The 15,774-nt window shown below is 58.5% G+C and carries 16 protein-coding genes; 8 read left to right on the forward strand and 8 right to left on the reverse strand.

Going from position 1 to position 15,774, the window contains the following annotated elements; translation table 11 throughout:
- From GFB49_RS15585 to glpK, 6 genes are all read left to right on the forward strand, one after another.
- Positions 1 to 720 (forward strand): ABC transporter ATP-binding protein (locus tag GFB49_RS15585; RefSeq protein WP_153216861.1); only part of this gene is annotated, 720 nt, incomplete at its 5' end.
- Positions 720 to 1,589, forward strand: a complete 870-nt coding sequence (locus tag GFB49_RS15590; protein ID WP_153216862.1) for a carbohydrate ABC transporter permease — start codon at positions 720 to 722, stop codon at positions 1,587 to 1,589. The genes GFB49_RS15585 and GFB49_RS15590, both read left to right, overlap by 1 nt.
- Before the next feature lie 3 nt (positions 1,590 to 1,592).
- Entirely contained in the window at positions 1,593 to 2,453 is an 861-nt protein-coding gene (locus GFB49_RS15595) for a carbohydrate ABC transporter permease (protein WP_153216863.1), read from the forward strand.
- Between the two features lie 21 nt (positions 2,454 to 2,474).
- Positions 2,475 to 2,747: a DUF2160 domain-containing protein gene (locus GFB49_RS15600; RefSeq protein WP_153216864.1), complete on the forward strand. Its 273-nt coding sequence runs from the start codon at positions 2,475 to 2,477 to the stop codon at positions 2,745 to 2,747.
- A gap of 78 nt (positions 2,748 to 2,825) precedes the next feature.
- Entirely contained in the window at positions 2,826 to 4,547 is a 1,722-nt protein-coding gene (locus GFB49_RS15605; protein ID WP_153216865.1) for an ABC transporter substrate-binding protein, read from the forward strand.
- A gap of 156 nt (positions 4,548 to 4,703) precedes the next feature.
- The gene (glpK, locus tag GFB49_RS15610; protein ID WP_153216866.1) at positions 4,704 to 6,203 is read left to right on the forward strand and encodes a glycerol kinase GlpK; all 1,500 of its coding nucleotides are present in this window, start codon (positions 4,704 to 4,706) and stop codon (positions 6,201 to 6,203) included.
- Between the two features lie 334 nt (positions 6,204 to 6,537).
- Here glpK and GFB49_RS15615 read toward each other — a convergent pair whose 3' ends face one another.
- The 5 genes from GFB49_RS15615 to GFB49_RS15635 form a co-directional block, all read right to left on the reverse strand.
- Complete coding sequence (locus GFB49_RS15615; RefSeq protein ID WP_153216867.1) at positions 6,538 to 7,398, reverse strand: hypothetical protein; 861 nt, start codon at positions 7,396 to 7,398, stop codon at positions 6,538 to 6,540.
- Positions 7,399 to 7,421: 23 nt separating this feature from the next.
- Positions 7,422 to 9,380, reverse strand: coding sequence for a DNA topoisomerase IV subunit B (gene parE / locus GFB49_RS15620; RefSeq protein ID WP_153216868.1), 1,959 nt, complete (start codon positions 9,378 to 9,380; stop codon positions 7,422 to 7,424).
- 121 nt (positions 9,381 to 9,501) lie between these two features.
- A complete protein-coding gene (locus GFB49_RS15625) occupies positions 9,502 to 10,878 on the reverse strand; it encodes an MATE family efflux transporter (RefSeq protein ID WP_153216869.1) in 1,377 nt (458 codons plus the stop codon).
- A gap of 60 nt (positions 10,879 to 10,938) precedes the next feature.
- The gene (locus GFB49_RS15630) at positions 10,939 to 11,970 is read right to left on the reverse strand and encodes a nickel/cobalt transporter (protein ID WP_153216870.1); all 1,032 of its coding nucleotides are present in this window, start codon (positions 11,968 to 11,970) and stop codon (positions 10,939 to 10,941) included.
- Between the two features lie 31 nt (positions 11,971 to 12,001).
- Positions 12,002 to 12,658, reverse strand: a complete 657-nt coding sequence (locus GFB49_RS15635; RefSeq protein WP_153216871.1) for a DUF1007 family protein — start codon at positions 12,656 to 12,658, stop codon at positions 12,002 to 12,004.
- Positions 12,659 to 12,867: 209 nt separating this feature from the next.
- Here GFB49_RS15635 and GFB49_RS21045 point away from each other — a divergent pair, with 209 nt between their 5' ends.
- Positions 12,868 to 13,044: a hypothetical protein gene (locus tag GFB49_RS21045; protein ID WP_194269372.1), complete on the forward strand. Its 177-nt coding sequence runs from the start codon at positions 12,868 to 12,870 to the stop codon at positions 13,042 to 13,044.
- Positions 13,045 to 13,168: 124 nt separating this feature from the next.
- On the opposite strand, the gene GFB49_RS15640 is transcribed toward GFB49_RS21045, so the two are convergent.
- The 3 genes from GFB49_RS15640 to GFB49_RS15650 are packed head-to-tail and all read right to left on the reverse strand — an operon-like array spanning position 13,169 to position 15,220.
- A complete protein-coding gene (locus tag GFB49_RS15640) occupies positions 13,169 to 13,570 on the reverse strand; it encodes a hypothetical protein (protein WP_153216872.1) in 402 nt (133 codons plus the stop codon).
- A 54-nt stretch (positions 13,571 to 13,624) separates the two neighbouring features.
- Positions 13,625 to 13,999: a VOC family protein gene (locus GFB49_RS15645; RefSeq protein WP_153216873.1), complete on the reverse strand. Its 375-nt coding sequence runs from the start codon at positions 13,997 to 13,999 to the stop codon at positions 13,625 to 13,627.
- 3 nt (positions 14,000 to 14,002) lie between these two features.
- Positions 14,003 to 15,220 carry a pyridoxal phosphate-dependent aminotransferase gene (locus GFB49_RS15650; protein WP_153216874.1) on the reverse strand — a complete coding sequence of 406 codons (1,218 nt, stop codon included), beginning with the start codon at positions 15,218 to 15,220 and terminating at the stop codon, positions 14,003 to 14,005.
- A 93-nt stretch (positions 15,221 to 15,313) separates the two neighbouring features.
- On the opposite strand from GFB49_RS15650, the gene GFB49_RS15655 reads away from it, so the two are divergent.
- Complete coding sequence (locus GFB49_RS15655; protein ID WP_153216875.1) at positions 15,314 to 15,724, forward strand: helix-turn-helix domain-containing protein; 411 nt, start codon at positions 15,314 to 15,316, stop codon at positions 15,722 to 15,724.
- Positions 15,725 to 15,774 lie beyond the last annotated feature (50 nt).

Consider the following 15,774-nt stretch of genomic DNA (forward strand, 5'->3'; position numbering starts at 1 on the left):
GTGCAGCAGATCGGTCAGATGATTGGTATGGAAGCCGAGCTGGACCGCCGTGCGCGCGGTCTGACGGCGGATGCCAAGCAGAAGATCTCGCTCGGTCGGGGCATGGTGCGCGAGGATGTAAACGCGCTGTTGTTTGACGAGCCGCTGACCGTGATCGACCCCCATATGAAATGGGAGCTGCGCACCCAGCTGAAATCGCTGCATCACCAATTTGGTCACACGATGATCTATGTGACGCATGACCAGACCGAAGCGCTGACTTTTGCGGACAAAGTGGTCGTGATGTACGACGGCCGCGTGGTGCAGATCGGCACGCCGGAAGAGCTGTTTAACAAGCCGGAACATACGTTTGTGGGCTATTTCATCGGCTCTCCGGGGATGAATGTGATCCCGGCCTCGGTTGTGGGGCAGGTGGCGTCGGTGCATGGGGCCGAGGTACGGCTGGACCGCGCGTTCAAGGATCTGTCCGGCAAGGTCGAGATCGGCGTGCGCCCGGAATTTGTGACGCTGACCAAGGGCGATGGCCTGCCGGTTAATGTGCGTCGGGTTGAGGACGTGGGCCGCCACAAAATCGTGCGCGCCGACCTCTTTGGCAAAGAAATGAACATTGTCGCGCCCGAAGGCACCGAGATTTCGCCGGATATGAACCGCGTCACTTTTGCGCCGGAACGCGTCAATGTTTACGTGAACGACTGGTTGCAAGAGGGGGAGGCAGCCTGATGGAAAAGACAGTCAATCAAAAGGCCTGGTTCCTGATCCTTCCGGTTCTGATCCTGGTCGCGTTTTCGGCGGTAATCCCGTTGATGACGGTTGTGAACTATTCGGTTCAGGACACATTCGGCAACAACCAGTTCTTCTGGGCCGGTCTCGAATGGTTCGAAGAAATGCTGCATTCGGAACGGATGTGGGACGCTTTGGGGCGTCAGCTGATGTTCTCGGGCATTATTCTGGCGATTGAAATTCCGCTGGGGATTTTTGTGGCGCTGAACATGCCGAAATCGGGCTTCTGGTCGAGCTTCTGCCTGGTTCTGATGTCGCTGCCTCTGCTGGTTCCGTGGAATGTGGTGGGCACCATCTGGCAGATCTTTGGCCGTGTGGACATTGGTCTGTTGGGCTATACGCTGGATGCGCTGGGGATCAATTACAACTATACCCAAGACACCTTTGCGGCCTGGGCCACCATCATTGTAATGGATGTCTGGCACTGGACCTCGCTGGTGGCGCTGTTGGCTTTTGCCGGTCTGAAATCGATCCCCGACGCCTATTATCAGGCGGCCAAAATCGATCAGGCATCGCGCTGGAAAATCTTCCGCTTTATCGAGCTGCCCAAGATGATGGGTGTTCTGATGATCGCGATCCTGCTGCGGTTCATGGACAGTTTCATGATCTACACCGAGCCGTTTGTTGTGACCGGCGGTGGTCCGGGCAATGCAACAACGCTTTTGTCGATTGACCTTGTCAAAATGGCGCTTGGCCAATTCGATCTGGGACCGGCTGCTGCGTTTTCGATCATGTATAACCTTGTGATCCTGACGCTGGCCTATGTCTTCTACACCATTATGACCACTATGGACAAAAGGGAGGGCTGATTGATGACGGATGCAACTGCCACAACCAGCTTTACCGTGCAGCCCAAGAAGAAGGCGCGGGTGGCGATCAAAGGGTCGGTCATTGTAATGGCCTGCTATCTGATCTTCCTGATGCTGCCGATCTACTGGCTGATCAATATGAGCCTGAAGACCAACACCGAGATCCTGAGCACGTTTTCGCTGTGGCCGCAGGATTTGACGTTTCAGAACTATATCACCATCCTGTCTGACCCCGCCTGGTACATGGGCTATGTGAACTCGTTGACCTATGTGGTGATGAACACGGTGATCAGCCTTGCTGTGGCGCTGCCGGCGGCCTATGCGTTCAGCCGTTACAGCTTTCTGGGTGACAAACACCTGTTCTTCTGGCTGCTGACCAACCGGATGGCACCGCCTGCTGTTTTTGCGCTGCCGTTCTTCCAGCTCTATTCGTCCGTGGGTCTGTTTGACACCCATATCGCGGTGGCGCTGGCGCATTGTCTGTTCAACGTGCCGCTGGCGGTTTGGATCCTGGAAGGGTTCATGCGTGGCGTGCCCAAGGAAATCGACGAGACCGCATATATCGACGGCTACAGCTTTGGCCGGTTCTTTGTGAAGATCTTCATGCCGCTGATTTCATCGGGCATCGGGGTCGCGGCCTTCTTCTGCTTTATGTTCTCCTGGGTGGAACTGCTGCTCAGCCGGACCCTGACCACGGTGGACGCAAAGCCGATTGCCGCAATCATGACCCGGACCCAAGGGGCCGCAGGGATCGACTGGGGTGTTCTGGCGGCGGCCGGCGTGCTGACGCTGGTGCCCGGTGCGCTCGTTATCTACTTCGTCCGCAACTACATCGCCAAGGGTTTCGCCCTGGGCCGCGTGTAATAGACCGAAAGGAGACACATCATGGATTGGATGGCTTGGACCTGGCCGACGGCTTTGTTCTTTATCTTCATCGCTAGCATGTTGCTCACCTTTACGGTGCTGGCGATCAAATTTCCCGAGACACCGCGCCGCGGCATCTTGGGCACAGAGACGACACGGGGAGATCGTCTTTTTATCACGCTTCTTGGTTCAGCCTTTATCAACTTGGGCTGGCTGGGACTTGTGGGCGCGAACCAGCCTTGGGCGCTGGGGGTTTGCCTGATCTACGCCGTTGCGGTTTTCCGCTGGGTGTAACACGAGATCTGACCTCCCATGGGCACCGCGCCTGTGGGGGGCAGTAGTATAATTGACTAAACTTTACGGGAGGAAACTATGAAGTTTACGCTCAAATCAAGTACCGCGCTTGCGCTGGCACTTGGCATGATTGGCAGCGCGGCAATGGCCGATATGGAGGCTGCCAAGAAATTCCTGGATACGGAAATTGGCGATCTGTCGGTGCTGTCGCGTGCCGATCAGGAAGCAGAGATGCAGTTCTTTGTGGACGCGGCCAAACCGTTTCAGGGCATGGACATCAAAGTTGTGTCTGAAACCATCACCACCCACCAGTACGAAAGCGAAGTGCTGGCGCCTGCCTTTGAGGCGATCACTGGTATCAAGGTCACCCATGACCTGATCGGCGAAGGTGACGTGGTTGAGAAGCTGCAAACCCAGATGCAGTCCGGCGAGAACATCTATGACGCCTATATCAACGACAGTGACCTGATCGGCACCCACTGGCGGTACAAGCAGGTGCGCAACCTGACCGACTGGATGGCGGGTGAGGGCGCAGATGTGACTCTGCCGAGCCTGGATGTGGATGATTTCATCGGCACCAGCTTTACCACCGGTCCCGATGGCAAACTGTACCAGCTGCCGACCCAGCAATTCGCGAACCTCTACTGGTTCCGGTATGACTGGTTCAACGACGAGAAGAACAAAGCCGATTTCAAAGCCGCCTATGGCTATGATCTGGGTGTGCCGGTGAACTGGTCCGCCTATGAGGACATTGCTGAGTTCTTCACCGGTCGTGATCTGAGCCACCTGGACGTCCAGGGTGATGTCTTTGGCAACATGGACTACGGCAAGAAAGACCCGTCGTTGGGCTGGCGTTACACCGACGCGTGGATGTCCATGGCTGGCATGGGCGACGCAGGTGAGCCAAACGGCCTGCCGGTGGATGAATGGGGCATTCGTGTAAACGAGAACTCCCAGCCGACCGGTTCCTGTGTGGCACGCGGTGGTGCGACCAACGCACCGGCTGCTGTTTACGCTGTGACCAAGGCGATCGAATGGCTGGAGAAATACTCCCCGCCTGCGGCCGCTGGCATGACCTTCTCGGAAGCGGGTCCGATCCCGGCACAAGGGAACGTGGCACAGCAGATGTTCTGGTACACCGCCTTTACCGCAGCCACGGTTGAGCCCGATCTGCCGGTGATGAACGAGGACGGCACGCCGAAATGGCGGATGGCGCCCAGCCCACATGGTGCATATTGGAAAGACGGCCAGAAAATCGGCTACCAAGACGCCGGTTCCTGGACACTGATGGAATCCACTCCGGTGGATCGCGCCAAGGCTGCCTGGCTCTATGCTCAGTTCGTGGTGTCGAAAACCGTGGACCTGAAGAAGTCTGACGTTGGTCTGACCTTCATCCGCGAAAGCACCATCGACAGCCAGCACTTTACCGATCGTGCGGACAAGCTGGGTGGTCTGGTGGAGTTCTACCGTTCGCCTGCGCGCGTTCAGTGGTCGCCAACCGGCACCAACGTGCCTGACTACCCCAAGCTGGCACAGCTGTGGTGGCAGAACATCGGCGACGCCATGTCCGGTGCCAAGACCCCGCAAGAAGCGCTGGATGCGCTGTGTTCCGACCAGGAGCGCGTTCTGCAGCGTCTGGAACGTGCAGGCGTTCAGGGCGACCTGGGTCCGAAACTCAATGACGAGCAGGATGCCGAGTACTGGTTCAACCAGCCGGGCGCACCCTATGCCAAGCTTGCCAATGAGGACGAAGAGCCCAAGACGGTGTCCTATGACGAGCTGATCAAATCCTGGCAGTAAGCCCCTAGGATGAGACAGGGCGGGGGCGTTCACATACGCCCCCGCCTTCTTTGTGACCTCTGGTCACGGCTTTGGTTTTATCTGGCCAGAGCGTTTGTATTTGGCCACACTCTCTGGACCCAACCCTTTGCGTTTGATTTTAAACGAGACCCACCCATGACCTATGTTCTTGCCATCGACCAGGGCACCACATCGTCCCGCGCCATTCTGTTTGACGCTCAGCTTGCGCCTGTGGCCTCAGCCCAGGAAGAGTTTCCGCAGATCTTCCCAAATTCCGGCTGGGTGGAACATAATCCGGATGACCTCTGGGCGACCACGGCAGGCACCTGCCGGGCGGTGATTGAACGCGCGGGCATTGATGTGGCGCAGATCGCTTCGATCGGGATCACCAACCAGCGCGAAACCACCGTGGTCTGGGACAAGGCAACAGGGCAGCCGATCTACAACGCCATTGTCTGGCAGGACCGGCGCACGGCTGACTTCTGCCGCAGCCTGCAGGAGGCGGGCCATGCGGATATGTTTGCCGACCGCACCGGTTTGCTGGTGGATCCCTATTTCTCGGCCACCAAACTGAAATGGGTGCTGGACAATGTGGACGGCGCACGGGCGCGCGCCAATCGCGGAGAGCTGTTGTTTGGCACCGTTGATACCTTCCTGATCTGGAAAATGACGGGCGGCAAGGTGCATGCAACCGACGCCACCAATGCGGCGCGCACCATGCTTTATAACATCCGCAAAGGGCGGTGGAGCCAGACGATCTGTGATCTCCTGGACATCCCCATGCATATGCTGCCCGAGGTCAAGAACAGCGCTGATGATTTTGGACTGTGCCGCGGCGATCTCTTTGGGCGGGAGATCCCGATCAACGGCGTGGCAGGCGACCAGCAGGCGGCGACCGTGGGGCAGGCGTGTTTCAAACCGGGGATGTTGAAATCCACCTATGGGACGGGGTGTTTTGCGCTGCTCAATACCGGCGATGTGCCGGTTAAATCCAACAACCGCCTGTTGACGACCATTGCCTATCAACTGGATGGCAAACCCACCTATGCGCTGGAAGGGTCGATTTTTGTGGCCGGTGCGGTGGTGCAATGGCTGCGTGACGGGCTGAAGATCATCCGCGAAGCCTCGGAAACCCAAGGGCTGGCGGATGGCGCAGATCCCGCGCAATCGGTGGTCTTGGTGCCTGCCTTCACGGGTCTCGGCGCGCCCTATTGGAACCCGGATTGTCGCGGCGCGATCTATGGCCTCACGCGCAACTCTGGCCCAAATGAGCTGGCCAAGGCGGCGCTGGAAAGCGTGGGCTACCAGACCCGTGACCTGATTGACGCGATGCGCGCGGATTGGAGCGCGGCAGAGGGGGCAAGCGACGGTCAGTCGGTCCTGCGCGTCGACGGCGGCATGTCGGCCTCGGACTGGGCGATGCAGTTCCTCGCCGATATCACCGACGCACCGGTGGACCGTCCCAAGGTGCTTGAGACCACGGCGCTGGGTGTGGCCTGGCTGGCGGGCATGAAGATCGGCGCGATGCCGGATATGGAGGAATTTGCCAAATGCTGGGCGCTGGACCGCGAATTCCGCCCGTCGATGGCGGCCGAGGTGCGCGACGCCAAATACACCGCCTGGAAACGCGCGGTCGACAGCACGCTGGCGTTTTAACCACAAAGGTTTGCGCCAGGTGAAACGGCGGAAGCCTCCGGCGGGAGTATTTGGGAAAAGATGAAAGCCGGGGCGCTCTTTGGTGCCCCGTTTTCTTTGCAAACAATGTTGCATAAAGGCCTGCGAAATCCCGGTGCCCAAACCCAAAGGCAGATGCCGCGCGCTTGTTTTTCATCTTTTTAAAAATACTCCCGCCGGAGGCGTCCCAATGGGGCTTCTTACGCAGCGGAGAGTTTAGAGAACGGGAGTTGAGCGGTGCGCGCCCGACCTTGTACTTTGGGGTTTTGAAGGATAGACCTTGTTTTAAATAAAACTCCGAACAGCCGAACTTTGTCTAAGGCGACAATTTTTTAGCAGCCTCCAAAATGTCCTCCCAAATGGGTGACTTAGAAATTCCAAAGTTTATTCGAATTTCAAGCACTGACACTAAGCGTTCTGTCGTGATTAGTTCAGTTATAAATTTCTCTTGTTGCATTCTAGCATATTGGAAACCGTTTGAGATTTCCAGCGTTAGCGCCATTAGATCTACCACTGCATCTGATCGAGATAGCAAAACACTGTTAATTGTAACCTGATCTTCAGAACTACTCGCCAATATTTCAGGGCTCTCCAGAAGCTTCCTGTGCCTTGCGGTAATGTACTGAGCTTTCCGTACTATTTTCGCTAGACTCTCAGCGCTTTCAGGATCGGCATTCTCAATACAAGATGCTAAAACACGACACCGAGAATAAATTACTTCCCATTGAAGTGTATAGTCTCCCTTGGGGTAAACAGCTTGCCGTGTGGCGGATAAAAAGATCTGGTAGAGTTCGTGAAGAGCTAAGCCCAATTCCGCTCGGTCCGCAGTAAGCTTTCTAGATCGCCTTTCATTCTCGAGAGATTCCTCAAGATTAATTTGGAGTCTTGCCGATTCCGCTATTTCAGTTTGAGCGGCTACTGAATTTTTTAGTTCTTCAGCTTGCAGATTGAGAGCATTTACGTTGTTTTTCAGCTCTTTACCCTGTTGAAAAAAGCCAAGCACTAGCCAATAAAAAGCAAGTGGCGCGAACGCGCCGGCCAGAAAGTCTCCAAGCTCATTGAGTGAGAGAGATGCGCCAGCAGATGTGTATTTCCAAAACACACCTGCCAGCAGTCCTAAATATCCAAAGGTCACCCAAATCGGGTGATGTCTGATAATAAATTCAATAATTTTCAATCCGACCTCAAACTAGTTCGGGTTTAAACATCCAGCTCCTCCACGAACTTCGCGTTTTCCTGAATATATTGGTAGCGCAGTTCGGGTTTTTTGCCCATCAGACGTTCGACCAGATCGCCGGTCTCTCCCGGTTCGTCCTCGTCAATTGTGACCCGGATCAATTTCCGGGTTTTGGGGTCCATTGTCGTCTCTTTCAGGTCTTTGGCGTCCATTTCACCCAGACCCTTAAATCGGCTGACGTCGATCTTGCCTTTGCCGCCCAGCCCTTTTTCCAGCCATTTGTCGCGCTCTGCCTCGTCCAGACAGTACACACGTTTGGCCCCTTGGGTCAGGCGGAAGAGCGGCGGGCAGGCCAGGTAGAGGTGGCCTGCGTCGATCAGTGGGCGCATCTGGGTGAAGAAGAAGGTCATCAGCAGCGAGGCGATATGGGCGCCGTCGACATCCGCATCGGTCATGATGATGATCTTGTCATAACGCAGGTCATCGAGGTTGAATTTGGTGCCAACCCCCACACCCAGCGCCTCACACAGGTCGCGGATTTCGGCGTTTGATCCCAGTTTTGAGGAAGCCGCGCCAAGCACGTTCAGGATCTTACCCTTCAAGGGCAACAGCGCCTGGTTTTCGCGGTTGCGCGCGCCCTTGCCGGAGCCGCCGGCGGAGTCGCCCTCCACAATAAACAATTCGGTGCCTGCGCGGTTCTTCGCGGTGCAGTCGGTGAGCTTGCCCGGCAGGCGCAGTTTCTTGGTCGCGCTCTTACGCTGGGTCTCTTTTTCCTGTTTGCGGCGCAGACGTTCTTCGGCGCGCAGAACCAGGAAGTCGAGGATGGCGCCGGCCGATTTGGTATCCGCCGCAAGCCAGTTGTCGAAATGGTCACGGACCGAGTTTTCCACCATTTTTGCGGCGGCTTCCGTCGACAGGCGATCCTTGGTCTGGCCCACAAATGCCGGGTCGGCGATGAAGCAGGAGACCAGCGCACAGCCGCCCGCCATCAGGTCGTCGCGGGTGATCTGGGCGGCCTTTTTGTTGTTGACCAGCTCGCCATATGCCTTGATCCCTTTGAGGAGCGCGGCCCAGAATCCGGTGACATGGGTGCCGCCTTCGGGGGTGGGGACGGTGTTACAATAGGACTGGGTGAACCCATCCCGGGACGGCGTCCAGTTGATCGCCCATTCCACATAGCCGGGCTCGCCGAATTTCTCGGAAAACTCAACTTTGCCCGCGAAGGGTGCGTCGGCATAGGTGGTTGTTTTTCCCAGAACTTCGGTCAGGTAATCGCGTAGGCCGCCGGGGAAGTGGAATGTGGCCTCGGTTGGGGTTTCACCGTCGTCGATGGCCGATTTCCAGCGGATTTCCACGCCCGAGAACAGATAGGCCTTGGAGCGGACCAGCGTGAACAGGCGTTTGGGTTTGAAGCGGTGGGAGCCAAAGATCATCTCATCCGCGTGGAAGGTCACGGTGGTGCCGCGCCGGTTGGGGGCTGCGCCGATCTTTTCCACCCCGCCCAGCGGCAGGCCGCGGGAGAATTTCTGTTCAAACAGCTCTTTGTTTTTGGCGACCTGGACCACCATGGAATCCGACAGTGCGTTCACAACGGACGATCCCACACCGTGCAGGCCGCCCGAGGTCTGGTAGGCCTTGCCCGAGAATTTGCCGCCGGCGTGCAGGGTACAGAGGATCACCTCAAGCGCGGATTTGTCGGGGAACTTGGGATGGGGGTCGATCGGAATGCCGCGGCCGTTGTCGCGGATGGTGACCGAATAATCTGCGTGCAGTTCTACCTCGATCCGGTTGGCGTGGCCTGCGACGGCTTCGTCCATGGAGTTGTCGAGGATTTCCGCCACCATATGGTGCAGCGCGCGCTCGTCTGTTCCGCCGATATACATGCCGGGGCGTTGGCGCACGGGCTCCAGCCCTTCGAGGACTTCGATGGAGGATGCGTCATAGGTCTCGGCCTGGGGCGTGGAAAGAAGATCGTCTGCCATGTGTTGGGGCTGCTCTCAACTGGATGTGATTTGGTGTTGTTTGACTGCCATTATGGCAGCAGTTGTGGGCTAGCGAAAGGGGGACGCTAGGGGCTGTGGAAAAGGTCGGCGTCTGAGTGCCTCAGAATAGGTCGGTGCGGTGCACGGCAAAGCCCCAGAACCGCCACAAGAGGAGCGCGCCCACCAGTGAGAGGCCTGTGACCAGTCCGATCCAGACGCCGACGCCGCCCAGGTCAAAGACAAAGCCCAGGATATAGCCGGTGGGCAGGCCAACCGCCCAATAGCCAAAGACAGCGATGACCATGGGCACGTTGGTGTCCTGAAGCCCGCGCAAGAGGCCGAGGGCCTGGGCCTGGAGACCATCCATCAGCTGGAAGACGGCGGCGACCATCAACAATGTGATACTGGCCGTCAGGATCAGCGGGTAGTCAGGGTTTTTGGGGTCTAGAAACAGGGAGATCAGTGCCGTGGGCCACAGAAGGAAGGCCGCAACCGAAGCCATGGCAACGGTGAAGGAGATGGCAATCAGCATCCGCGCGCCGCGCAGCATATGGGGCAGGTCCTTGCGCCCCAGTGCGTTGCCGACCCGGATGGTGGCCACATTGGACAGGCCGAGGTGGATCATAAATGTCAGCCCCGCAAGGTTCAGCGCAATGCCATGGGCCGCCAGTGTCACCGGGCTGATCCAGCCCATCATAAAGGCGGAGGCGGTGAACAAGGAGACCTCGGCCAGGGTGGTGAAGCCGATGGGCAGTCCCAGACGGAACAGGCGGGCAAACATCTCCCAATCGGGCTGGTGGAAATTGCGAAACAGCTCCTGTTCCGGCAGGGCGCGCTGGCAATAGACCCACAGGATTACTCCTGAGGTGGTCACGGTCATGAGCGAGGCAATGGCGGCTCCGGTCAGACCCAGTTCCGGGGCGCCAAAATTGCCAAAGATCAGCACGTAATTGACGGCTGCGTTGACCCCGGCTGCGGCCAACGTCATCCACAGAACCACCTGGGTGCGCTCCTGTGCGGCGAGGGTGGATTTCAGCACCATCACGGCAAGGGCCGGAAAGATGCCCCAGCCCATGACGCTCAGATATGCGGCTGCGTCCTTGGCCACCTGGGGATCTTGCCCCAGCGTGCGCAGGATAGGCTCGGCCCACAGAAATGCAGGCATCGCCAGCGCGCCATAGAGCATCGATAACCACATGCCCATGCGGTTGGACCGCCGCGCCATGCGGCTGTCGCCACGGCCTGCGGCCTCAGCCACCAAGGGCAGCACGGCAAAGGCAAAGCCCGCCCCAAAGAGAAAGATCGCGTGGAAATAAGAGGAGGCCAGCGTCACCGCCGCCAGTGCTGCGGTGGAATACCATCCCAGCATCGCGGCATCCGTCAGGCCAATGGCAAACTGCGCCACATGGCCGCCGATCAGGGGCAGGCCAAGGATCGCAATGGCGCGTATATGTCCGACAGAGGTCATCGGAGTGGAGGGAGGTGCCGCATGTGTCATAGATTGTGCTTAGATGCGGAAATTTTGGGCTTCAAGTGAATTCGCCAGAGGGGCCCAAAGTCAGATCAGTTTCAGCGCAATCTGGCTGGCAACCAGCGCGATGACCAGCCCACCACAAAGCTCCATCAGAGCGGCGATCTGGCGGGCGCGGGGGGCAGAGAGCTGGGCCAGTGCGCCCTGGCGCATGGTGACCGAGGCAATGGCGACAGCAATGGTGATTGAGGCGGTGCCAAGCCCCATGGCCAGCGTGCCCAAAAGGCCTGCGGTCATCAGGTCCAGACGCCAGGTCAGCAACAGCAGGAACACCGCTCCGGTACAGGGGCGCATGGCCACGGCGGCGACGATCGCCAAGGCGTCACGGAGGGATTTGGTGTTGGCGACCTCGTCTAATGTGGGGCCATGGCGATGGCCGCAGTCGGGGCAGATGCCCTCGTCATTGTGAGGGAGAATGTATACATGAGGCTGGGCCGCATGCGCTGCGCCCGTTTCCACGCTTTGCCGAAAGCTGCGGCCAAGACCGGGGTGTGGGCAGGGACTGGCGTCGCGCTGGGCTTTGGGTGTTCGCGCCTGTGGGATCTGCGGCCAGAGTTTGCGCAGGCCGCGCAGGGCGAGCCAGAGGCCGACCAGCGCAATCAGAGCATAGGAGATCGGGGCGAGCACCTCTTCGGTCATGCCAGTGAGTTCGACCCGGCCCCAGTTCAAAAGCGTGAGACCGCCGACAACCAGAAGGATCGCGGTGCCGGCCTGAGCGAGCGAAGATCCAAGCGCAAGGCCAATCAGGCGCAGCATCGGCACCGCGCGCCCCAACCCATAGCCGCCAATTACCAGTTTGCCATGGCCGGGGCCTGCGGCGTGAAAGAACCCATAGGCAAAGCACAATGACAACAGCGTCATAAGCGCGCCGGGTTGATTGGATTTGAGCGCGCGCAGGGCCTGGGCCAAGGCGTTTTGCACATCCTGTTGCTGGGCCGCAGCCCAGCGGGCGATGTGATCCGCACCGCCCAGCCCCCAAAGCCAAACCGCCGCCACACCGATCACAATGGCGGCCACGGTCAACCAGCCAGTGGCGCGGTGCCATCTGTTCCGCCGCATAGACGGAATGCTCTGCGACGGGGCAGCGGGGTTAGGATCCGAGGGCACAAGAAATCCTGATGGTATCGGCAAAGGATTGGCCGATCTTGGGGAAGTTTTCCTCAGCCTCGGCGCTGGACATGGCATAAAGGGTTTCCTCGACCAATGTGTAGGCGAGGTCGAAATTGGGTTCCGTCACTGTAACAGAGCAAGCGTCCATCTCTGGCAGGGTCACACGGGATCCAACCAGATAGGCGGTGTAATAGGTGGGGTCATAGGCCTGGATCACCAGACCATCGGCTGCGACCGGGGCGGTCAGCGGACGCAGATGCCGGGTTGTGATCCGGCCCTGGCTGACCTCGGTCACCGTCTCCGTTGGGGCGCCCAAGGGGAGGGTGGTCGTGTCCTGGGTCACAAAGAGATCGCCTGCGGTATCGCCGATCCATTCCTGCGTGAACTCTTGCATCGATGCCAGTTCTTCGGTCGTCAGTTCGCCGTCAAAGTCAGGATCCAGGGCGCGTTCTTCGAGCACCACGAGCGAATACAAGTCGTCAAAGACCCAAGTGACCTCGATCCCCAAGAGCTCCCCTTTGGCGCTGATCCTGAGGGTCAGCGCCGTGTCCACAAAAATATGCGGATGGGCAAACGCGGCGGATGCGAAAAGGCCAGACGCGACAACCAGCGCAGGAAGGGAACGGAACAACCACATATAAAAGTCGTAGCGGCGCAAGCGACGCGCGACAAGGGCGGGAAGGGTTAAATCCCAGTGATCCAGCGGGGATCGGCTGATGGCGGGGCGGGGAATGTTTTTCTGCAATTGTCACGAAACAGTGTGGCTTTGGACCTAGCTTGCCCGCATAGTTCGTGCGCCGGGCCACAGTCTGCGCGCGGCTTGGGGCATAGGATCGGAGACAGGCGATGAAACAGGTGCGCAAGGAAACCACGGACGAGGCGTTGATCCAGGAGTTTCTGGCCAAGGGGGGCAAGGTCACGCAAGGGAAGACCAAACCCGCCAAGCCCGAACTGGGGCTCAGCAACAATGTCTGGAACAATAAATTGACCAAGGAAGAAAAAGCCGCCCGTGACGGGGAATAACCCCCTGATCCCGTGATCGTGCGTCCCCGCCCGGCTTGCGGGGGGGCGGGACAGCTAGAGTCTGGCGTGCGCATCCGGCGTAGGTTGGGTGATTGGCGCGGCTGTTGTGGACGCAACGGCTGATTTATTCTTTGGTCAGGCGATCCGCCTTTTTGCGCACCAGAACTGAGCGCAGATCATGCATGGCCATCAACAGACGGTCAGTGATGGCGTCCAGCTGGTCCGGATCTGCTTTGGACTGGGCCCATTGGGTGGTGAGGTTCAGGTGATCGATGGTGCGGTGAATGTCATCCAGCTCACGCGTGGACAGTGTAGTGCGGCGCTCTTGCATCCAGGCGTCGATTGCCGTCAGATCTGCGGGCGACAGCGCCCGGTCCCCTTGGGGTTTGATGTCACCATTGCGTATATTCACAACGGCGATCTGATCCATATCGACACGACGATGGCGGTTTTCAGTGTCCACCCGAAACACAACCGCGCCGTTTTCGCGGATGCGAAAGTAATATTTTGGCAGCTCTACACTCATCTCTGTCCCTTCGCCGCGGTGTTTTGTCCGGGTCTTCTGGTTTGGCGGGCTGCGTTAGTCCAGACCCTGTAAATCAATCACGCGCCACAGTGTGCCATCTGGATCGACCAAAGGAAACATCCGAGGCACGGTGCCGTGTACCGGGATGATGTCACACAGACGCGGGATGGCAGCCGGATCCGTCGACAGCCCCAAAGTGGACCATGCTTTGTGCAGCGGCGCGATGTCATCGACCCGCAGGCAGGCAGAGAACCAGCTTTCGGTGGGGATCAGATCCGGGTGGGGGAAGAACTCCACCTGGGTCTCCTCATAAGTCAGGATCATCCAGTTTTGATCCCGGTAAGAGGTGGCAAAGCCGAGACGATGATAAAACGCTTCGGTCTTATCAAAGTCCCGGCTGGGCAGATTGGCTGAAATCTGCGCGCCCATGGATCAGGTCAGCGACGCACAGAAGGTTTGGATCCGGGTGCAGGCTTCTTTCAGCGCCTCATCTGAGGTGGCGTAGGACACGCGGAAGTTCGGCGACAGGCCAAAGGCCGCGCCAAAGACCACCGCGACGCCTGTGTCTTCAAGCAGTTCGCTGGCAAAGATCTCATCATTTTCGATCACCACACCCTTGGGTGTTGTTTTGCCAATCAGGCCCGCGATTGACGGGTAGACGTAGAATGCGCCTTCGGGGGTGGGGCAGGTGATGCCGTCGATTGCGCTCAGCATCTCGACCACCAGATTGCGGCGGCGGACGAATTTATCGTTATTGGGGGCCAGATAATCCTGGGTGCCGTTGATCGCTTCAACGGCCGCATATTGCGAGACCGAGCAGGGGTTGGAGGTGGATTGCGATTGCACCTTACGCATGGCGGCGATCAGCTTTTCCGGACCGGCGGCATAGCCGATGCGCCAGCCGGTCATCGCATAGGCTTTGGAGACGCCATTGCAGGTCAGCGTGCGCTCATACAGCGCGGGCTCGATTTCGGCCGGTGTTGCGAATTTGAAATCGTCATAGGCCAGGTGTTCGTACATGTCGTCAGACATTACCCAGACATGGGGATTGCGCATCAGAACATCGGTCAGCCCCTTCAACTCATCCGCGGTATAGCCCGCACCGGTGGGGTTCGAAGGGGAGTTGAAGATGAACCATTTGGTTTTTGGGGTGATGGCCGCTTCCAACTGCTCGGGGGTCAGTTTGAAACTGTTTTCCAGCGTTGCTTCAACCGCAACCGGCGTGCCGCCCGCCAGCAGCACCATATCGGGGTAAGACACCCAATAGGGGGCGGGGATGATCACCTCGTCCCCTGGGTTCAGCGTGGCCATCAGCGCGTTATAAAGCGTGTGCTTGCCGCCCGAGTTCACGGTGACCTGCGCAGGCGTATACTCCAGCCCGTTGTCGCGTTTGAATTTGGCGCAGATCGCCTCTTTCAACTCGGGGATGCCATCAACGGCGGTGTATTTGGTCTTGCCCTCGGCAATCGCCTGAACCGCTGCGTCCTTGATGTTCTGGGGCGTATCAAAATCGGGCTCCCCGGCACCCAGGCCAATAATGTCGCGGCCGGCGGCTTTCAGCTCGCGCGCCTTATTCGTCACCGCAATTGTGGGGGACGGTTTCACGCGGGCCAGGGTGGATGAGAGGAAATCTGCGGGCAGGTCAGACATGTTGTGCCTCGATTTGATTGTTTAACGGGACTGTCATAGGGTGCCACCTAGGGGCGATCAAGCAGGATCGCGTATCGGTACAGGAGCAGGATTATGAACGACACGACAGTGGCAGAGACTGAAACGGACTGGTACGGACCTGATATGGCGACACTGGGCGACCGGATTGCAGCGGCGCGGGATGCGGCACAGATGACCCAAGCGCAACTGGCGCGCCGTCTGGGTGTCAAGAAAACAACCCTAGCCAGCTGGGAGCAGGATCTGTCAGAGCCGCGCGCCAACCGCATGTCGATGATGGCGGGCGTGCTGAATGTCTCGATCATGTGGCTGATGACCGGCGAAGGTGAGGGCACATCCGCGCCGGATGAAGAAAACGCCCCACAGAATCTGCGTGACCTTCTGCGCGAATTGCGGCATTTGCGCAGTGACTTGCGCGAACAATCGGATCGCGCGGGCCGTTTGGAAAAGCGGCTCAAAACCATAATCGAGGAGATGAACGCGTGAACGACCCCCTGCGCGCGGCTGGTCTGAAGGAGACCAGCCCCAAGAACGAA

This window comes from Tritonibacter litoralis (assembly GCF_009496005.1).
Lineage (GTDB): Bacteria > Pseudomonadota > Alphaproteobacteria > Rhodobacterales > Rhodobacteraceae > Epibacterium > Epibacterium litoralis.